Annotated in this window: 17 protein-coding genes; 7 read left to right on the top strand and 10 right to left on the bottom strand. The window is 72.1% G+C overall.

Annotation, left to right across the window (positions count from 1 at the left end):
- Window positions 1-41 precede the first annotated feature (41 nt).
- The 4 genes from sbnA to AB0G17_RS09715 all read left to right on the top strand — a co-directional run bounded on the left by sbnA (window position 42) and on the right by AB0G17_RS09715 (window position 4,260).
- Window positions 42-1,019: a 2,3-diaminopropionate biosynthesis protein SbnA gene (gene sbnA / locus AB0G17_RS09700; protein WP_361378252.1), complete on the top strand. Its 978-nt coding sequence runs from the start codon at window positions 42-44 to the stop codon at window positions 1,017-1,019.
- A gap of 71 nt (window positions 1,020-1,090) precedes the next feature.
- A complete protein-coding gene (gene sbnB, locus AB0G17_RS09705; protein WP_361378255.1) occupies window positions 1,091-2,092 on the top strand; it encodes a 2,3-diaminopropionate biosynthesis protein SbnB in 1,002 nt (333 codons plus the stop codon).
- 106 nt (window positions 2,093-2,198) lie between these two features.
- Entirely contained in the window at window positions 2,199-3,398 is a 1,200-nt protein-coding gene (locus tag AB0G17_RS09710; protein ID WP_361378258.1) for a PP2C family protein-serine/threonine phosphatase, read from the top strand.
- Between the two features lie 154 nt (window positions 3,399-3,552).
- Entirely contained in the window at window positions 3,553-4,260 is a 708-nt protein-coding gene (locus AB0G17_RS09715; RefSeq protein WP_361378261.1) for a hypothetical protein, read from the top strand.
- Between the two features lie 79 nt (window positions 4,261-4,339).
- Here the strand turns inward: AB0G17_RS09715 and AB0G17_RS09720 are convergent, their stop codons facing one another.
- From AB0G17_RS09720 to AB0G17_RS09735, 4 genes are all read right to left on the bottom strand, one after another.
- A complete protein-coding gene (locus tag AB0G17_RS09720) occupies window positions 4,340-4,681 on the bottom strand; it encodes a hypothetical protein (protein ID WP_361378264.1) in 342 nt (113 codons plus the stop codon).
- A 318-nt stretch (window positions 4,682-4,999) separates the two neighbouring features.
- The gene (locus tag AB0G17_RS09725) at window positions 5,000-5,491 is read right to left on the bottom strand and encodes a lamin tail domain-containing protein (protein ID WP_361378267.1); all 492 of its coding nucleotides are present in this window, start codon (window positions 5,489-5,491) and stop codon (window positions 5,000-5,002) included.
- A gap of 296 nt (window positions 5,492-5,787) precedes the next feature.
- Window positions 5,788-6,585, bottom strand: coding sequence for a class I SAM-dependent methyltransferase (locus tag AB0G17_RS09730; protein WP_361378270.1), 798 nt, complete (start codon window positions 6,583-6,585; stop codon window positions 5,788-5,790).
- Between the two features lie 178 nt (window positions 6,586-6,763).
- Complete coding sequence (locus AB0G17_RS09735) at window positions 6,764-9,301, bottom strand: FGLLP motif-containing membrane protein (protein WP_361378273.1); 2,538 nt, start codon at window positions 9,299-9,301, stop codon at window positions 6,764-6,766.
- 359 nt (window positions 9,302-9,660) lie between these two features.
- Between AB0G17_RS09735 and AB0G17_RS09740 the strand changes: the two genes are divergently transcribed.
- Complete coding sequence (locus tag AB0G17_RS09740; protein ID WP_361378276.1) at window positions 9,661-10,437, top strand: hypothetical protein; 777 nt, start codon at window positions 9,661-9,663, stop codon at window positions 10,435-10,437.
- Between the two features lie 132 nt (window positions 10,438-10,569).
- Here the strand turns inward: AB0G17_RS09740 and AB0G17_RS09745 are convergent, their stop codons facing one another.
- The 4 genes from AB0G17_RS09745 to AB0G17_RS09760 all read right to left on the bottom strand — a co-directional run bounded on the left by AB0G17_RS09745 (window position 10,570) and on the right by AB0G17_RS09760 (window position 14,968).
- On the bottom strand, window positions 10,570-11,883 hold the full coding sequence (locus tag AB0G17_RS09745) for a S1 family peptidase (protein WP_361378279.1): 1,314 nt from the start codon (window positions 11,881-11,883) through the stop codon (window positions 10,570-10,572).
- A gap of 170 nt (window positions 11,884-12,053) precedes the next feature.
- Entirely contained in the window at window positions 12,054-13,187 is a 1,134-nt protein-coding gene (locus AB0G17_RS09750) for a hypothetical protein (RefSeq protein ID WP_361378282.1), read from the bottom strand.
- 199 nt (window positions 13,188-13,386) lie between these two features.
- On the bottom strand, window positions 13,387-13,632 hold the full coding sequence (locus AB0G17_RS09755) for a WhiB family transcriptional regulator (protein WP_361378285.1): 246 nt from the start codon (window positions 13,630-13,632) through the stop codon (window positions 13,387-13,389).
- A 124-nt stretch (window positions 13,633-13,756) separates the two neighbouring features.
- The gene (locus tag AB0G17_RS09760; protein WP_361378288.1) at window positions 13,757-14,968 is read right to left on the bottom strand and encodes a phosphodiester glycosidase family protein; all 1,212 of its coding nucleotides are present in this window, start codon (window positions 14,966-14,968) and stop codon (window positions 13,757-13,759) included.
- Window positions 14,969-15,518: 550 nt separating this feature from the next.
- On the opposite strand from AB0G17_RS09760, the gene AB0G17_RS09765 reads away from it, so the two are divergent.
- A complete protein-coding gene (locus tag AB0G17_RS09765; RefSeq protein ID WP_361378905.1) occupies window positions 15,519-15,716 on the top strand; it encodes a hypothetical protein in 198 nt (65 codons plus the stop codon).
- A gap of 94 nt (window positions 15,717-15,810) precedes the next feature.
- The gene (locus AB0G17_RS09770) at window positions 15,811-16,896 is read left to right on the top strand and encodes a hypothetical protein (protein ID WP_361378291.1); all 1,086 of its coding nucleotides are present in this window, start codon (window positions 15,811-15,813) and stop codon (window positions 16,894-16,896) included.
- 19 nt (window positions 16,897-16,915) lie between these two features.
- Here the strand turns inward: AB0G17_RS09770 and AB0G17_RS09775 are convergent, their stop codons facing one another.
- Complete coding sequence (locus tag AB0G17_RS09775) at window positions 16,916-17,443, bottom strand: RNA polymerase sigma factor (RefSeq protein WP_361378294.1); 528 nt, start codon at window positions 17,441-17,443, stop codon at window positions 16,916-16,918.
- An 83-nt stretch (window positions 17,444-17,526) separates the two neighbouring features.
- A complete protein-coding gene (locus AB0G17_RS09780; protein ID WP_361378297.1) occupies window positions 17,527-18,852 on the bottom strand; it encodes a condensation domain-containing protein in 1,326 nt (441 codons plus the stop codon).
- Window positions 18,853-18,927 lie beyond the last annotated feature (75 nt).

Raw genomic sequence — 18,927 nt, forward strand, 5'->3', positions numbered from 1 at the left:
GCGCTGCGGCGATCCCGCGGCACGGCAGAAGGACAACCGACATGATCTTCGAACGAGCATCCGACGTCGTCCTCGACGACGTCTTTCTCCACCTGCCCGAATTCGTCGCCGACGCCCGGGTGTTCCTCAAGCTCGAAGGGCTCAACCCGGCCGGGTCGGTCAAGCTCAAGACGGCTCTCGGGCTGATCGAGGCCGCGGAGGAGACCGGCGTGCTGCGCCCGGGAGCCGCCCTCATCGAGTCGTCGTCGGGCAACCTCGGCATCGCGCTGTCCGTGGTCTCCGCCGCCAAGGGCTACCCGCTGACCGTGGTGACCGACCCCAACGCCACCCGGCAGTCCATCCGCATGATGCAGAGCCTGGGAGCCGAGGTGGTCGAGGTCACCACCCGCGACGCCCAGGGCGGATATCTGCAGACCCGGATCGACCACATCCACCAGCGGCTCGCCGACCACCCGGAGCTGGTCTGGCTCAACCAGTACGCCAACCCCGCCAACGCCCGCGTCCACCGCGAGCGCACCGCCAAGGCCGTGCACCAGGGCCTGGGGGTGGTCGACGCGCTCTTCGTCGGGGCGGGCACCACCGGGACCCTGATGGGCTGCGTCGAGTACTTCACCCGCTACAGCCCGGGCACCCGCGTCATCGCCGTGGACTCGGTCGGCTCGGTCACCTTCGGGCGGGCGGCGCCGCGCTTCATCCCGGGCCTGGGCACCAGCAGGCGGCCCGAAATCTACACCGACAGCGGCGACTTCGAGAAGATACTCATCAGCGAGGTCGACACCATCGCGATGTGCCGGCTCGTCGCCTCCCGGTACGGGCTGCTCGCGGGCGGATCCACCGGCACCGTGCTGGCCGCCGTCCAGCGGCTCGGACCCACCCTGCCGCCCGGCTCCCGCATCGCCGCCATCTCGCCGGACATGGGTGACAAGTACGTGGACACCGTCTACTCCGACACCTGGGTCGCCGAGCGCTACACCGAGAACCCCGACCTGGCCGCGCTCGGACGGATCACGACCATGTGACACACCCGGCGCCGCCAACACCCCAGCCACCCACCGCAGTCGCACCCTCAGCCAGAACAGGAAGCACCCCCATGGCCAACTTCACCGTCGTACCGGGCGCCGCCGTGTCCGCGATCCTCGCCGACTCGCACAAAGACGTCCTGCGCATCGTCACCGAGACGTACATCGCCCATGAGCGGGGCCAGTCGGTCAACCCGGACAGCTACTTCCTGCGCTTCCCCGACAAGCCCAACGCCCGTGTCATCGCGCTGCCTTCCTACCTCGGCGGCAACGTGGACACCATCGGCATCAAGTGGATCGCCAGTTTCCCCGACAACATCCAGCAGGGGCTGCCGCGCGCCTCGGCCACCCTGCTGCTCAACGACTATGCCACTGGGTATCCGCTGGCCTGCCTCGAAGCCGCCAGCATCAGCGCCGCCCGCACCGCCGCGTCCGCCGCGGTCGCCGCCGCCGAACTGCTCGCAGCCGACGAGCCCGTACGGGTCTCCTTCGTCGGGGCCGGAGTCATCGCCCGCACCATCCTCGACTACCTCCACGCCAACGGCGTCGCCGTCGCGGACGTCCTCGTCCACGACCTGGACGCCACCAGCGCGGGCCACCTCACCGCGCACGCCGCCGAGCGCCTCGGCGTGCCGGTCGGCACAGGCAGCCTGGAGGAAGCCCTCGGGCGGGACCTCGTCGTCTTCGCCACCACGGCCGCCACGCCCTATGTGAGCGGTGACACCCCGCTGCGCCCCGGCCAGGTCCTGCTCAACGTGTCACTGCGCGACCTGGCACCCGAACTGCTGCTGAAGAGCAACAACGTGGTGGACGACGTCGACCACTGCCTCAAGGCGCAGACGTCGCCGCACCTGACCGAACAACTCACCGGCGGGCGCGACTTCATCACGGGAACACTCGGCGCGCTGCTCCAGGGCAAGGTGCGGCTCGACCCGGCCAAGCCCACCGTCTTCTCCCCCTTCGGCCTCGGCATCCTCGACCTGGCGGTCGGCCACCACCTCCTCGACGAGGCCCGGCGCCGGGGCAGCGCCGTCGAGATCCCCGACTTCATCGGGGAGACCACGCGCTGGTGACGCGCGGTTCGTACGCCGTGAGCGCCCGGAGCCCGGCACGGCGACTTCACGGTCGTGTCGGCCGGGCCTGGGGGATCCGGGCCGCGGTGCGGTGTAAGCAGGTGGCATGGATCTCCGGGCACTGAGCGCACGGCGGCTGCCGTACCACCGACTGCGCCACGCACTGCTCGCGGCGCCGTTCGCGCTCATCGCGCTCGTCACGGTGGGCGACGTGGTGGCTCCGCGCGACGTCCATCTCGGGCCGTTCCTGGTGGCCGCGCCCGCCCTCACCGCGTCCTTCGCCGGGCCCCGGACCACGGGTTTCGTCGGTGCCGTCGCCGTTCTCGCACAGATCGTGGTGGCGATGGTGCGCGGCAGCGCCACCGACCTCAACCACTCGTTCCAGATCATCTCGCTGATCCTGATCTCGGTGTTCGTGACGCTCTTCGCCCATCTGCGCGAGGTGCGCGAGAAGGAGCTCGTCCAGCTGCGTTCGGTGGCCGAGGCCGCTCAGCAGGTGGTGCTGCGACCGCTGCGGGAGCGGATCGGACCGTTGCGCGTGGCGTCGGTGTACCTGGCCGCGGCGGCCGAGGCGCAGATCGGCGGCGACCTCTACGCCGCCGCCCGCACCGCCCACGGGACCCGGCTGCTCATCGGCGACGTACGCGGCAAGGGCCTGGAGGCCGTGGGGGACGCGGCCGTCCTTCTGGGCGCCTTCCGGGCCTCGGCCCACCAGGAGGCCGAACTGTCCGGGCTCGTGGCCTATCTGGAGGGCGCCGTCGCCCCGGACCTGGACGACGTGTCCGCGGGGGACGGCGTGTCCGCCGGGGAGGCCGACGACGTCGAGGACCGGGGCGAAGCGTTCATCACCGCGGCGGTGCTGGACGTACCCGACGACCGTCAGACGGTCCGCCTCGTCAACTGCGGGCACCCGCCGCCCCTGCTCCTGCGCGGCGGCCGGGTCGTACCGCTCGACGTGGCCCGTCCGGCCCCGCCGCTCGGCCTCTCGGAGCTCGTGGGGCCCGGATACGCGGCGAAGCCGTTCGGCGCCGGGAGCTCCACCGCCGACACCTTCGCCGCCGAGACCTTCGCCTCCGACACCTTCGCCTTCGAGACGGGCGACATCATGCTGCTCTACACGGACGGCGTCATCGAGGCGCGCGACGGGACGGGAACGTTCTACCCGCTGGCGGAACGCCTGGCCGCCTGGTCCGGTACGGGCCCCCGCGCCCTGCTCCGCCACCTCTGCGACGACCTGCTCGCCCATGCGGCGGGACACTGCCTCGGGGACGACGCCGCGATGGTGGCGATCGAGCGGCTGGGGTGAGTCGGCACTGACCCATCAGGGTGGTGTGGCTAGCCCGAACCGGCGACTGTCGAGCGTGTTTGCCGGTCAGAGCGCAAAAAACCCGCCGGAAACGGGGATGTCTGCGGGGCGTTCACAGAACGCACCGGACCTCCTTGAAGAGGAAGCAAACGATATGAGCTCTGATCACAGGTCGGTGTCCCCGCTCGGTCCGCTGCCCCGCCGCGGCAGACGGCTGGCCGGAAGCGCCCTCGCGTCCCTCGTCCTGATGCTGGCCGGTGCGGCCGGCCCAGCGATGGCCGCCGAGCCCCCGGAAGCCGGAACCCGGGCGACATCTCCCGGGGGCGGCGGAGACGACCACTGCCGGTCGTCGGACGGACCCGACAAGAAGGCCGCCGCTCCAGGCGTGGCCGCAGGCGGCGACGACTGTCGGCAGGGTCCCCCCGGCCCCCAGGGCCCGAAGGGGCCACCCGGCCCCCAGGGCCCGAAGGGCGACACGGGCCGGCGAGGCCCCGCGGGGCCGTGCTACGACATCGCCAGTCACGCCCCCTCGAACACCGAGGACTTCAGCGCGGCACTCATCGACGGGAAGGCGTTCGCCGGCCGGCAGTCCACCCCGGGCGGCGCCATCGTCTGGCAGGACCTGACCAACTCCGACAACCCCCACTACCCCCACAACGCCTGCGGCATCTCCATCTCGTCGCAGGGCAACGACACGTGGATCAAGGTGGTCACCACGGACGGCACCGTCTACCAGACCCACGGCGACACCAATGGCACGACGTTCGTCTGGGACGAGGGCTGGACCAAACTCGCCACGCCGGTGGCGGGGACCCTCCGCCCGGCCGCCCCGCCCGGAGCCGGGAGCCCCCAGACCTCCTGAACATGGAAGAGAAAAACCCGCGTGTGCCGCGATCCAGCGGCACACGCGGGGCTTCCGGGCCGGGGCCCGGGATGCGGCGTCACGACCTGACGTCGACGACCTTCAACTCCAGCGGGTAGCCGGACGAGCCGCAGTTCAGCGTCGACGCCTTCTCCCTGCTGAGCTTGCGGTACCCCTGGTCCCCCTTGTACGGACCGTTCACCCTGCCGGGGCCGCCGCACTTGGCCTGCACGTACCAGGTTCCGTTGCCGTGCGCACACCAACCCACGGCCACATGGTCGTTGGTCTGCGACACATACGCGCTGCAGCCCGACGGGCCGCCCGCGGCGTTCGCCGTCGGAGCGACCCCCAGCATCACACCGGCTGCCAGCAGACCCACCGCCGAAGCCATGCCGCCCAGCTTCTTCGTCCTGCCGTTCATGTGCTCTCCCTCCCACAAGATGTATGTCTTGAACGAGCGAGACTAGTACGATTGACGTGTACGCGCCTCCTACTGGAAGACGATGACGAACGGCGCTCCGGCCTCCTCTCGACTCTCCAACGCCTGCCCTTCTGCGTGGAGTTGTGCCGGTGCGCGGGATCCGTGACGCCGGGCCGCCCGTGCTCATGGGGACAGACGAAGCGCGGCGCGCCCGGCGGCCGGTGTGGCCGCGGGGCGCGCCGCGCGGTGTGCGGTACGTGATGTGCGGTGCGTGGAGCGGTGACCGGCCCCTGCACCGGGGCCGGTCACCGACGGGTGTCAGCGGTGGTGCCGGTGCCCGCCCTGCTGGGCACGCCCCCACATGGCGGTGTCGAGGATCCGGCCGTTGTCGTTGCGCAGGGTCGCGGTGTCGCGGTGGTTGTCCCAGACGTAGTGGTTGCGGTCCTGGTAGACGTCGCGGCTGCTGTCACGGCCGAAGCCCGTGTGGACCTTGACCGCCGAGTGGCCCTCCAGGCGCATGGTGCGGAAGCGGTAGCGGGCGCCGTCGCCGGCGGTCAGCGTGAACCCGCGCAGGTTCACCGCGTGGCGCCCGGTGTTCATGACCTCCACCCACTCCTCGTTGAGGCTGCGGTTCGAGCGGTCGTCGCGGCCGGGGCTGTTGTACTGCACCTCCCCGATGACCACGGTGGAGCGCGGAGCGTGGCCTCGGTGGTGGCTGTCCGCCGCGGCGGGCAGGGCGGCGGCTCCGATCAGGGTGCCGGCGGCGAGGACGGTGGCGAAGATACGGCGGCTGGTGCGCGAAGCAGACATGTGCGTGCTCTCTCAAGGACAAGCCCCGGGCTGGACCCTGAGAGGGCCGGTGACGGGGCGGGCCAGGTTCTCGGCTGGTGCCGAGGAGCCACACTCTGGCCCGCCGAAGCGATCAGAACCCGCCGACCCGACGATCTTTACGAATTCCGGACATTTCCGTAACTATCGCTTATGTCAACTTCCCAGCGCTCGCAGGCCTTCCGCTCCGACGCGCCCCTCCTTCGTAACAGCGACACCCACCGCGCGCAGCCGGACCGCCCCGCCCGGACGGGCGACGCGGAGCACCCCGCCCCGCGTCAACCCTTGACCGCGGTGGTGACCACCAGCGGGGGACGCAGCCGCTCGGCGGCCCAGTCACGGCCGCGCGCATGATCCGGGTCGGCCACCCCCACCGCCTCGTCCGGCGTGGGATGGTGCTGGGCGACCCCGGTGAAGCCGACCCGCTCCAGCAACCCCGGGAACGTCTCGACCGGCCACGCGTGGTTCCGCACGGCCTGCCACGTCCCGTCGGTACGCCGCAGTCGTACGGGCATGGGGTCGCCGGGGCCGTAGGTGACACCCGGCTCACCCACCCGCAGCGACGCGTACTCGATGCCGGCGCAGGCCGGGTCCGTGGTCAGCAGCGCGAACGGCGCCCCGGGCCGCAGCAGGCGGTGGATCTCGGTGAACACCTCAAGCACCGTCCGCTCGTCGGGCAGCGACGCCAGCACGTGGTTGCACATCGCCGCGTCCGCGCAGGCATCCGGCAGCCCGCCCACCCGGCCGTCCGCGACAAGGTGGTACTCGGCGCCGGGCGTGCCCTCCTCCCGGGCCAGCGCGAGCATCTCCGGGGACGCGTCCACACCGATGATCCGCATCCCGAGCACCCGGGCCGCGCGACCGGCGACACGGCCCGGCCCGCAGCCGAAGTCCAGCAGCACCCCGTCCTCCCGGCCCGCGCCGGCCAGGGCCCTGAACACGAAGGGATAGCCGAGCAGCCAGTCGGTCGCCGCCTCCACCGCCGCGAATGCCTCCGCCCCCTCGTGACCGGACCAGGCGCGCCCCGCTCCGGATGACGACGGCTCGGCCGGCCCGCCCGCTCGATCCTGCGGCATCGCTGGGTCCCGTCTCTCGTATACGTACACGGCACAGGAATCCCATCATCGGCGCCACCCCCGCACCGCGCACGCCGCCGCCGGGCGGTCACGGTGCGCACCGGCGAGGGGTGTCCGGGAGGGGTGTCCGGGAGGGGTGTCCGGCGAAGGGTGGCGTGGTTCCGCCGGACACGACGCCTCAGCCCACCGGCGCCGCCCTCCGTTCCAGCCTCGCCACGTGCCCGCGCAGGCCCAGCGAGAACACCCACGCCGCCAGGAACAGGGCGGTCGCGATGGCCAGGGTGCACCAGCGCAGATCCTTCGAGACCACGAACCCCGGGCCGAAGCCGGGGTGTACGGAGTTCAGCAGGACGTGGAACAACAGGGTCAGGGCGAGCAGGTACAGGCCGTACCAGGCGGGTTTGCTCCAGCTCTTCAGGACATGGCCGTCCATGCCGGAGAGCGGCAGCATCCCGAACACCACGACCTCGATACCGCCGACGACCATCAGACCGACGGTGTACGCCAGCACATGGTGCAGGCTGCCGGGCCGGGCTGTACGGCCCGCCTCGATCAGCGGTGTGCCGAGGACCCACACCAGCAGGGCGACGCTCAGCACGCAGATACCGCCGATCATCACCGCCTGCCCCTTCGGCATGGTGTGCCGTGGGTCGCGCGAGCCGGGAGGCTCGGTGCCGAGCACCACGTAGACCGCCACCAGGCCGTAGACGTACGGGACGGGGAAGGCCAGGCCGCGCGAGAGCGCCGCCATCAGAGCCGCCAGGACCAGGCCCGCCGGAACCACCCGCAGCTCGGCCCGGGCGCCGCCCCGCCCGGGGCGCAGCAGGGAGTCCTTCGTCTTCTCGTACGTCACCAGGATCAGTAGGGTGCCGACGGCCGCTCCCAGCACCTTCGCCGCGGTGGGCATGCCCCAGTGGGCGGTGGCGTCGGCCCAGACCACGAGGACGCCGCCGAGCAGGGCGAAGGAGCCCATCCGTACCCAGCCCGGCAGCCGGGCCGCGCTCGCCCGCGCCGACCGTTCCTCGCGGCGCCGGTGCCACCAACGGCTCAGCGCGTTCTCCGCCAACTGCGAGGGGAACGCCTTCTCCAGCAGGAGCACGAGGAGCAGGAACCAGGCGGCCATACCCACCGACCCCGCTATGTCCTCAAGCGCCCAGGACACGTCCGCCGGGGTGCGCATACTCCCCACCAGCCCGGCCGGACGGTCGTGCCATGCACCCGGGTCCGGATTCCCCGGGTCAGGCTCCTCCGGGTCCCGATGGAGGCTCGGGGTGGGCTCGGGAGTGGGCTCGCCACTCCCGGCGGCCGAGGCGGTGGGACCGGGGCTCGGTGTGCCGGAGGCGGAGGGGGGCGGAGGAGAGGGCGGTGTGAGTCCCGGCAGATCAGGTTGGGGCAGGACGCCGGTCCTGTCCTCGGAGTGGTGCGCGACCGGCGAGCCCTTGGGCAGGAAGAACGCCGTGAACGGCTCGGGGGGCAGATCGATGGTTCCCGCCCGTTCCACCGCACGGCCGGGACAGTCGAGGTCGACGGGGCGGCCGCGGCCCGTCATGTCCGGGGGAACGTAGCCATGGAGATCGATGAACCTCCAGTGGCCGGGCTCTGCGTCGCCCTTGTACGAGTCGGCGTCCAGCCAGGGGTCCAGCACGCCCTTGCCGTCGACGAGGATCCTGCCCCAGGTGCAGGCGGCGGGGTAGTCGGTCAGGTGGATGGTGATCTCGTACGTCCCCACCGGCGGCGGGGTGAAGGGCGGCGGGGTCACCGTGAAGGTCCGGGACACCGCGATCCCCGCCGCGGCCACCGGCCGAGCCCCCACGGCCGTGGCACTCACGGGCGCCGCGTCGCAGGTCGCCGTCACCCTGTACGTACCGGCACCGGCGCCCTGCGGTACGGAGAAGGAGGCGGTGAGTTTGCCCTCCGCCGTGGGAGTCGCGGCGGTCCCTGGGAGCTCCGCGCCGTCCCAGAGGAGGCGGGCGGGACCTCGGCACAGGAACCCCTCGCCGGAGACGGCCACCTTGGTCTCGGGCGTCCCCGAGGTGGGCGAGAGGGCGAGGGCGGGGGTCGGAAGCGTGGGTGGAGCCACTGCGGCCGCCACCACTTCAAAGGAGGCCTCTTGGGTCACGGAAGGGTGCGCGTCACAGGTCGCGACCACCGCGTGCCGGCCCAGCGGCGCCTTCTGAGGGAGCTTGACCTGCTGCGAGAACGTGCCGGACGCGTCGGTCCGCAGCGCGATCGGTGCCGGTAGGTCGCCGGTGAGTGTGAGCGGGCCCGCCGCTGTGCCCTCGCCCGCCCCGCAGTCGAAGTGGCTGCCGGACACGGCCAGGGTCTTGCCCTGCTCCACCGTCTTGGGAGCCACCGACAGGACGGGAGCCACGGGTGGGTGGGTCGGCGGGCGGGTCGGGGTAGGAGACGGCGCGGGCTTGGACGGTTCCACCGTCGACTTGGACGGCTTGGGCGCCGACGGGGTGGACTTCGACGGGGTGGCACCCTCCTCGGGCGGCGGCGCTGACTTCGAAGGGGCCTGTTCCACCTTGGACTTGGAAGGTGCGGGGTCCGAGGCGGAGGCCGACAGACCGGGCGTTGGCGGCCGTGCCGTCGGCTCGGCCGCTGCGGTCGTCCCCTGCTCACGGCCCGGCGCGCGGGCCGCGCTGTCCGCGTAACTCGGTGTCCGCAAGCCCGCGAACACCAGGGCCGCCAGCACCACCGCCAGCACCGCCACCGGCAATCCACGTGTCTCCCCGCGCGTCTTCCCGCGCGTCTTCCCCCTGCGTCCCACAGTGTCCCCCTCGTAACCGCACGGCCTCCCCGGACCGTCCCCGTTCGGGTGCACTTGTTTGACGCCCCAGCCCCACCTCTTCGTTTCCCCCGGGGGTACGGCGCACGGGAGCGCAAGGCGGAAACGGGCACGCGCCGCACGCCCCCTGGGCCGGCAACCACCGCCAAACCCCGTCCGCGAAGCCACGGTTTGTGGCTCGTGGTGTCTCCAACGTGTGAAACTTGTGCACACTCACCTGTGCTGTTGCCGCAGAGATGGGTAGCATCCGGCGGCAACATCCAGCACGAGGAAAGCGAATTCTCATGGCGGACGAGCCGGACTTCACCACACTCAAGGACCAGTACGCGGCGCGAGTCACCGCCGATCTGGACGCCAACCAGCAGGACCAGGCACGCATCCGCGCGGAACTCGACACACTGAAGAGCCAACTCGAAGCCCTGGAGCGGGACCACGGTCTGCTGCAAACCATGCAGCACACCCTCGGCGGCACCGCCGCCGCGGCAGCGCAGGCGTCCACGGCGACGGCGACGGCGACACGCAAGCGCACCACCAAAGCAAAGCCCGCGGCCAAGGCATCAAATCCCGCCGCAGCACCCGCCCCCGCGACCACACCCACCGTCGCGTCGGTGCCCAAGCCCCGTAAGGCCGCGGCCCAGAAGCCGGAGGCCAAGGCGGCCAAGACCACGAAGGCGACCAAGGCGGCCAAGGTGGCCAAGAGCCCCAAGAAGGCTGCCACCCAGGCCAAGAAGCCGGCCCGTACGAGCGCGGAGAGCAGTGGGCCCACCCTGCGTGAGGTGGTGCTCGGTCTCTTCGCCGGACACGAGGAGCCGCGTACGGTCGCGGACATCCTCACCGAACTGACGAACACTCATCCGGACCGCAAGACCAGCCCTCAGGTGGTGCGCAACACCCTCGAAGCGCTCGTCGCCAAGGGCGAGTTGGAGCGGGAGCGCAAGCAGGGTTCCGTCTTCTACACGGCACACCGCGACCCGGCCGCCGTCGAGAAGACCGATACACCCGCCGCCGAAGCCGTGGACGCCCCCGCCACGGCTCCGGAGCCCGCTCCCGCGACCGCCTGACGGGACCGCGCCCCCACCCGCGCCGTGGCCACCCCGGTGCTCAGGCACCTGAAGCGGGGTGGCCACGTCCGTGGGAGAACCCGGTCGTCGTCCGCCGCGACAACCGGCAGGGTTGCTCTCAGCCGACCTTTCTCACTGGCGGCCGTAGCCGGGTGCGGGAACCATGGAACTCACTCCGTCCCCCGGCTGTCCCGAACCGTCCGCGCCACCGCCACCAGAGACACCCGCGTCATCGGAACCGCCCGAGCCACCTGCGTCGCCCGAGCCACCTGCGCCACCCGCACCTCCTCCCCCGCCTGTACCGCCTGCACCACCAGTCCCCTGTCCTCCCGCACCGATCGTCGCCCCCGTGGCCGCCAAGGCCTTCGTGACGGGCTGGAAGAACGTCTCGCCGCCCGCGGTGCAGTTCCCACTGCCGCCTGAGGTGAGTCCCACCGCGCTGCCGTCGGCGGTGAACAAGGAGCCGCCGCTGTCGCCCGGCTCGGCACAGACGTCGGTCTGGATCAGCCCGGTGACCGTGCCCTCGGGGTAGTTGACCGTGGCGTCGAGACCGGTGACCGTACCGTCGTGCAACCCGGTCGTACTGCCCATGCGCAGGACGCGCTGCCCCACGGACGCATCCGCCGCCCCGGTGATCTGGACCAGCTTGCCCGACCCCGTGTCGACCGCGCTGGGCGCTTCCGTGGCGGCGTCGTCGTACGTGAGCAGGGAGAAGTCGCCGTTGCCGGGGAAGGTCGCCTTCTGGACGGTGGCGGCGGGCGCGCCGTTGGCGCTCAGGGACCACTGCTTGGCCGCGACACCGCAGTGGCCCGCGGTGAGAAACCCCGGTTTGCCGTCCTGGGTCGTGACGTTGAAGCCGAGCGAGCAGCGTGCGCCGCCGCCGAAGATGGCGTCACCGCCCTCGCTGAACGGCTTGAACTGTCCGGTGGACTTCTGGATCCGCGCGGTGTCCGCGCCGAGGGACCGTACGGCCTTCTCCAGTCTGGTCCACTGCGCCCCCTTCACCGTCCGGTCCGCCGAGACGACGATGCGGTTGGTCCGGGGGTCGACGGCCCAGGCGGTCCCGGGGATCGTCGCGGTACGGGCGAGGGTGTGCGCCGCCGAACGCAGTTCGGCCGCGCTGTTGCGGACCACGCGCGGCACCGCACCGGCCTTCTTCACGCGCGCGTTCGCATTGCTGTCGTTACCGGCGACGTTCACGACGACCTGCTGCTTGGCGGCGTCGTAGTACGCGCCCGCGAACGCGTCGCCGAGCTGCTGGGCCAGGCCCCGCACCGCGGCGGCGGCCGTGGCGGCGTTCGCCTTTCCGGCCGCGGCCCCGGACGGGGGTTCGGGCTGCGCCTGTGACGCGTTCGCATGTGGGAGCAGCACTGCTGCCGCGATGAGGCCCGCGGCCCCGGCTCCTGCCATGACGGCCCGCCGTTTGGGTATGCGCCTGTGAGTCAACTCGCCGCCTCCTGGGCTGTGTTCCGTAGCCGATCGCGATCGGCGGAAGGTGTGCAGTCCTAGGTACGGATGAGGCGGGTGTGGTGTTCACCGTGATTGCGAAAGAACATTTCTGAGGGCAGGTCAGCAAACGTGAGAACCACTGAGGCCCACGCCCCAACGGCCTTCCGTCAACCGCCCGCGAACCGGCGGCTCACGGCCGTCAGCAGGCGCCGCGCGTCCGCGCCCAGATGCGGCCCCGCGAGCCAGGCGGCCGGGCGGGAGCCGAGCGAGGTGTTGGACACGAGGACCAGCGCGCCGTCACCCCGGCGTACCAGCCAGCCACCGCCGGACGAGCCTTCGGTCATGGTGCAGCCCATGCGGTACATGTCGGGCTGGTCGGCCGCGACGGAGAACGAGCCTGGCCGGTCGGCGCAGTGGAAGAGGGACGAGCCGTCGAAGGGGCGGCCCGCCGGATACCCCACGATGTCGACCGGGCTCCGCGAGCCGGAGAGTTCGGCGTCGAAGCCGACGTCCGCCGCCGCCCCGGCCGTCTCCTCCAGCGACCGCGTCGCACCGGCCGCCTGCCGTACGTGCAGTACGGCGAAGTCGAAGGCCGCCCCCGCACTGGCGCTGGACGTGCCGTGGTCGATCCACTGCTGGGAGGTCTGCGCCCAGTCGGCCCACCAGATCCCCAGGGGCGCCGCGCTGTTGCTCCCACCCGCGCCCCCCGGTCCGCTCTTGTCGAACCCGGGCACGAAGACGATGTTCCTCAGCCATCCGCCCTCCTTGCCCGCGTGGACGCAGTGCCCGGCGGTCCACACCAGGTTGGACCGGCCCGGGTGGGCGGGGTCGCGCACCACCGTGCCGGAGCAGGCGGCCGGCCCCTTGGGGGTGTCGAAGAAGAGCCTGCCGGCCGTGGGCGCGTGCTCGCCGTACGGGCGGGCGACGGGCCGCGCGCCCACGGCGTCCGGCTCGGGGTCGGAGACACCCCGGGGCATGGCGGTGCCGTCGAAGGACCGCTCGTCCTCGGCGGCTCCGGCCATCCGCTCCGGCCCCCACAGCCCGTCGACCACGGGATTGACGAAGTCCGCCGCGCCCCGCAGCCAGCGCCGCACGTTCCAGTCCTGGCTCCCGCCCGGTGTCCTGCCCGGGTCGGCGCGCCGGGCGGCTCCGGCCGGACCGGCGGAACCGATCGCGCCGGAACCGCCCTGCGGCCCCGTGGAGTTCTTGGTGACGGTGTAGGCAAGCCCACCGGCCACCACGGCGACGAGCAACCATGCGGCCGTCCCCCGGAGGCGACGGCGAAGACGGCGAAAAGGCACGGGCTCCTCCTCGGGCACGACACGCTACTGCCCGGTTGATACGGGGCCGCGCCCCCGGGCGTTCAGCCACCCGGACCCGCACCCGGCCACACACGCGGTCACGCACCCGGCCACACACGCGGCCACGCACGCGGTCACGACCGCCGTCATGACCGCGCGAGCCCACCCCCGTCACGCGACCTCCGTCACGCGACCTCCGTCAGGCGACCTCCGCCCCCGCCACCCGCCGCTTCACCCGGCGCAGTTCGCTTTCGCTGAGCCCGCCCCACACTCCGCGCTTCTCGTTGTTCGACAGCGCCCACTGCAGGCACGCGGTGGTCACCGGGCATCTGCGGCACACCGCCTTGGCCTCCGCCAGCTGCTGGTCCGCGAAACGCCTGCTGTACGTCGGGAAGAACAGCTCCGGGTCCTCCGTACGGCACGCCGCACGCTTTCGCCAGTTCACAAGAAGACTCCCTCCTCGGCAACGAGTGACGCGATCGACTCCCGTAGGTGTCTTGCGCGTTGTTACGTCGGCCGCTGACGGACCGTTCAGCCGCGGACGGACCGTTCAAGGGAAACCCGTGCCTTCAGGGCCGGACGAAGACCCCGATGCCGTTGGCAACCGCGCGTTCGAAGCTTCCCGGCGGCCGGTTGCGCACGACGACGCCGTGGTCGCCCGGACCGCGCGTGGCCAGCGTGGAGGAGCCGCCGCCGTCGAGGTTGACCGCGTCGTCGGCGCCCATGTTCCGCATCAGCCGGGCGAGTTCACCGAGGGTGAGGCCCGCGTCGGTCTCGGCCGCACCGTTCAGGGCGATGAGGTAGAGACGGTGGCCGTGGCTCCCGATGCCCGCGCTGGTGCGGGTCGCGGCCGTGGCGTCGTCGAGCCCGTTCAGCGGTGTGCCCGCCCGCAGCACCGGCATACCGCCGACCGCGAACGCCAGCGGGCCCCGGCGGCCGCGGAGCCGGTAGGCGAGCCCGGCGCGGTCGCCCGGCCTCAGCGCGCGCAGGGCACGGGCCCCCTTCTCACGTCCCACCAGGACGAACGTGCCGACGGGCACCGGCCCCTTGCCCAGGACGGGCGACGTCCCGACGACGCGGCCTCGCCGTACCGTCACTTCGTACGTGTCGTCGGTACACGGCGCGCCGCGCACCGCGTCGGTGCCGCACGCTGCCCGCGCCCGGGAGGCGGACCCCCACTTCGTGGTGAAGACGCCCACCCCGTCGACCGGCACGGCGTACTGGTTGAACCCGTCGAGGCGCAGTACACCCCCGGGGGTGTCGACGATTCCCTCCAGGGTGAGGCGGTCGAGGCCGCCGGTGCGCGCGGAGTTGACGCCGATCACGTCACGGGCGCTGGTGCCCGGCGGCAGGGTGGGGCCGAACCGCTGGCCGTCGGGCACGGCGGCCTTCAGCGGGCGGCCGTGCCCGATGGCCGGGCCCGAGGAGGCGCCGGTGGCTTCGACGCCGGGGTGCTGGGTCTCGCTTATGTCGAAGAAGTCCCCATTGACGGCGGCGATCGCGTCCTGGGCGTCGGCCATCGCGGTCACCCTCGCCCGGGCGGCCACCTCGCCCGGTGTGAGGAGGTCCACCTTGACGTGCGGGTTGTTCAGGTCCGCCACCACGAGATGACCATGCGTCAACCCATGGGACGCGGTGACGGTGAAGCTCCGGTAGAAGACGCCGGGCGCGACGGAGACCGTACGCCCGTACCCGACGGCCGGCGCGCTCTGCGCGGCGCCCGGGGCGAGCGAAGCCTCACCGACGACCATCCCCACCGCGGCGATCCCTGTCATCGCCATTCGCGCCCAGACTGGTGGCCACCCCATCACGCCTCATCTCCTGAGACCCACACCGCATCGGCAGCCTAGCGAGCGGCGCGGCGGCCCACGGGCAGGCTCGACGCGATGACCGAGAACAGCCCCTCACGGAAAACCCCTCGGCCCACCCCACTTGAGGGTGGCGGACCGAGGGGCGTACGCCCTGGAGCGGCGGGGAGGACCGGCCGCGAGGGCTGCCGGTCGGGACGACCGGCCGGGGTTACTGGTCGCTGAGCGGGCCGGGGGCCTGGCTCAGCTTGAGGCCGATGCAGCCGGACGCGGCCTGGGCTGCCGGGCCGGTCGTGATCATGCCAACGGTGATGACGGCGAAGGCACCGAGGCATGCCAAAGTACGCTTCACAAGAGTGTTGCTCCCCGGAAATGGTGCTGAACTGAGCCGCGTCTCAGATGGCGGCGAACCGAGAATTTAGCAGACCTGGAGAGGTAGTTGATCACTTCACCATCCGGCGGCGCCCCGGGTGAAGATTACGGCACCGCGCGTCCGGACACCCCGCTTCCGGCGCCCGCCACGGTGTTCACCCCGGAGATCACCCACGCCGAGTGCCGCAAGTGCGGCACACGCGTGGCCGGGCTCGACGGCCGGTACGCCTGTGGCGTCTGCGGGTGGACCAACGACTGGTCCGAGGGGCACCGGCCGCTGCCGCGCGCCGAGGACGATCCCGACTTCCCCGGCCCCGGCGTCTCCCCCGCGAACCCGCTGGCCGACTGAGGCGGCCGCCGGACCGGCGCGAGGGGGACGCGCGATGCCCGCACCCACCGTGCGCTTGAATGTTCCCCACGACCCGGGAAGGAACAGAGCTGCGGTGCGTGTACTACAGGGCATCACGGGTGCCGTCATCGTCCTCGGGATCTTCTCCTCGGTGCTGCGCACCCTGGTGATCCCCCGGCCGACGCGCTCCGGCTTCACCCAGGTCGTCCACCGCCTGGTGCGGCGCCCTTTCCAGCTGGTGGCCGACCGGCTGCCGGGGGCGGAGGCGAAGGACCGGGTGCTCGCCCCGGTGGCGCCGCTGGCCATCGTGGTGACGCTGATGGGCTGGCTTGCCTGCTTCATGGTCGGATACGCGCTGCTTGAGGCGGCCGTCAGCCGGCTGCCGTTCCAGGACGCGATGGTCGAGTCCGGCTCCTCGCTCTTCACCCTCGGCTTCGCCGGCGGCACCCGGGTCACGCTCAACGTCATCGACTTCTGCGCCGCCGCCACCGGCCCCATCGTGATCGGCCTCCAGATCGGCTATCTGCCCACCCTCTACGGTGCCTACCAGCGCCGCGAGACGGAGGTGACGCTCCTCCAGTCACGCGCGGGCAGCCCGCCGTGGGGTCCGGAGATCCTGGCCCGTTACGCCCAGGTGGAGCTGCTGCACAGCCTCACCGAGCTGTTCGGCAACTGGGAGCGGTGGAGCGCCGAGGTGAGCGAGAGTCACACCACCTACCCGGTGCTGATCCACTTCCGCTCCCCCAAGGCCAACCGTAACTGGCTGATCGCGCTGCTGGCCGTGATGGACGCGGCCGCGCTGCGCCTGGCCTTCAACCCCTCCCAGCCCGCGGCCGAGGTCCGGCTCGCCCTGCGGGCCGGGTTCGTCTGCCTGCGCGACATCGCGGATCTGCGGGCCATCCCGTACGACCGCGACCCCCACCCCGACGATCCGCTCCAGCTCACCTACGAGGACTTCCGCCACGGCGTGGCGCGGATGGCCGACCAGGGCTATCCGATGGAGCGCACACCCGAGGAGGCGTGGCCGCACTTCCGGGGCTGGCGGATCAACTACGAGCAGTTGGCCTACTGGCTGGCCAGGGACATCGACGCCGTGCCCGCTCCGTGGTCGGGACCGCGCCGCACCACGGTCGCCGTCCGCACCCCCGTCACCCCGGTCGACCGCCGCCCGGTGGGCTGACAGGCACACCCCCGCGCGCTCACGCCGACTGCTGGTGCCAGGCGTCCTGGAAGTTGCGCCGGGCGCGGTGCAGCCGGGAGCGGACGGTGCCGACGGGGAGGGCCAGGGTCGCGGCCATCTCCTCCTCGTTCAGGCCGTAGACGGCGCGCAGCACGAGGACTTGGCGGTGCTGGTCGGGCAACCGGTCCATGGCGTCGGAGATGTGGACGGTGTCGAGGGGGTTGCCGTCCTGTGCGCGGTCGGTCAGGTCGTCCGTGGGCCCCTGGCTCAGCCGTTTCGAGGTGCGGACCGCCTCCCGTACGGTGACCGCGCGCACCCAGCCGTAGAAGGCCTCGGGTTCGCGCAGGCCCCGGATGCCACGGAATATGGCGAGCATGGCCTCCTGGGCGGCGTCGGAGCTGTGGCTCTGGGCGATCGGCAGACAGAGCCGGCCGACGAAGGGGGCGATGTGCAGGAGGATGTCGTTCATGGCCCGGTCGTCCCCGGCCTGTGCGCGCGGCAGCAGGGCCGTGGTGACGGGGGCCTGCGAATCGTTCGTCGTGGTCACCGCGGGAGTACTCCTGGACTCGGTCTGCTCGAAGAGATGCGTGGAGGGGTGCGCGCAGCGCCGGGCGGGCGCCGGCGCGTCCCTCAGGCGGGCACCGCCACCGCGCCCTCGGCGTCGTCGCGGTGGGCGGCGAAGGCGAGCAGGGTGGTGTGCAGGGCGGCGCGCAGCTCGTCCATCTGCTGGTGGGTGAAGCACCCCGCGCTGTACGGCAGTTCGATGCCGAGCCGGTCGTCGAAGGAGACCACGCAGGCCATCACGGGGCCGCGCCCGGCCTCGGGGAAGTAGTGCTCGCGGGCCGGGGCGAGGCGTACGTCGGTGACCTCCAGGCCGTCCGGGGTCACCGGGCCGGGGACCCGGCCCATGTTGGTCACGATCACGCTGGTGGCGAGGAGCGCGGGGTGCCGCGGGACCTGGGGCAGGAGGTGCAGCTCCTGAAGAAAGTCGCCCCGCCCGATGGCCGCGTGCAGATTCTCGGTGACCCGGCGGGCCAGGGTCAGCGGGTCGGCGTCGTGCTCCACTTCGAGCACGTCCAGACAGGAGGTGACCGCGGGCACCATCACTTCGCGGTCCAGCGGCGGGGTGAGCCGGGAGCGCAGGTCCACCGGGGAGAGGCAGCCGAGGGTGCGCGCCCCGGGCCCGCCGCCGAGGCGGTGGCGGACGGCGGTCAGGGCCGCCGCGGCGATCAGGCCGTGCACGGACACGTCCTGGGCCTTGGCGAAGCGCAGCAGCCGCGCGGTCTCGTCCGGCTCCAACAGCACGCGCTGTACGGTGCGTTCGGGCTCGCCGGGGGCGCGCTCGGTGCCCACGGCCTCGTACGGAAGACACATGACGGGGGCCTGGCGGGTCCGCTCGACGCGGCGTGCGAGATACTCCTCGGCCTCCTGCGCGGAGACGGGCGGCAGCAGTTCGGAGACGGGGCTCGGCCACTGCTCGCTGAACTGCCCTGCGAACTGCCCCGCTCCGTCGCGGAGTTCACCGGCCTTCGCGGTATGCGCGGTATAGGTGTCCCACAGGGCGTTCTGAAGCGCGATGGCGCTGTGGCCGTCGGTGATGGTGTGGTCGACGCTGAGCATCACGGTGTGCTCGTCGGCGCCCCGTAAGAGCACGGCCCGCACCAGCGGGCCGCCGACCGGCAGCGGGGTGTTGAACTCCTCGGTGAAGGAGTCGGGGCCACCCTCGCGCACCAGCAGCCTCGGCAGTTCGTCCGCCGCCAACGGCTGGAGCACATGGACTCCGTCCTCGACGGCGATCCGGCAGCGCAGCGAGGGGTGTTCGGCGACCTTGGCGGCGAACGCCGCGGCGAGCAGCTCCTCGTCGAGGTCGCCGCGCACGGTGCAGGAGAGCACGGCACGGCTCCGCTGCGCCACGTAGATCGTCTCGACCGGGCATAACTTGCGCTGCATCCCCATGACCTTTCCATTTGCTTTCCGTCGCGGAACGCCGGGTCCGGCCGCGTCCTGCCCCACCCCGGAAAAGGGCCGCTC

The organism is Streptomyces sp. NPDC023838 (genome assembly GCF_040639555.1).
GTDB lineage: Bacteria > Actinomycetota > Actinomycetes > Streptomycetales > Streptomycetaceae > Streptomyces.

What these genes read in the sequence shown, in the direction of transcription:
- AB0G17_RS09780 (WP_361378297.1), bottom strand. Translation starts at nt 18,852, where the DNA reads ATGGGGATGCAGCGCAAGTTATGCCCGGTCGAGACGATCTACGTGGCG.
- AB0G17_RS09715 (WP_361378261.1), top strand. Translation starts at nt 3,553, where the DNA reads ATGAGCTCTGATCACAGGTCGGTGTCCCCGCTCGGTCCGCTGCCCCGC.
- AB0G17_RS09710 (WP_361378258.1), top strand. Translation starts at nt 2,199, where the DNA reads ATGGATCTCCGGGCACTGAGCGCACGGCGGCTGCCGTACCACCGACTG.
- AB0G17_RS09725 (WP_361378267.1), bottom strand. Translation starts at nt 5,491, where the DNA reads ATGTCTGCTTCGCGCACCAGCCGCCGTATCTTCGCCACCGTCCTCGCC.
- sbnA (WP_361378252.1), top strand. Translation starts at nt 42, where the DNA reads ATGATCTTCGAACGAGCATCCGACGTCGTCCTCGACGACGTCTTTCTC.
- AB0G17_RS09720 (WP_361378264.1), bottom strand. Translation starts at nt 4,681, where the DNA reads ATGAACGGCAGGACGAAGAAGCTGGGCGGCATGGCTTCGGCGGTGGGT.
- sbnB (WP_361378255.1), top strand. Translation starts at nt 1,091, where the DNA reads ATGGCCAACTTCACCGTCGTACCGGGCGCCGCCGTGTCCGCGATCCTC.
- AB0G17_RS09760 (WP_361378288.1), bottom strand. Translation starts at nt 14,968, where the DNA reads ATGGCGATGACAGGGATCGCCGCGGTGGGGATGGTCGTCGGTGAGGCT.
- AB0G17_RS09740 (WP_361378276.1), top strand. Translation starts at nt 9,661, where the DNA reads ATGGCGGACGAGCCGGACTTCACCACACTCAAGGACCAGTACGCGGCG.
- AB0G17_RS09730 (WP_361378270.1), bottom strand. Translation starts at nt 6,585, where the DNA reads ATGCCGCAGGATCGAGCGGGCGGGCCGGCCGAGCCGTCGTCATCCGGA.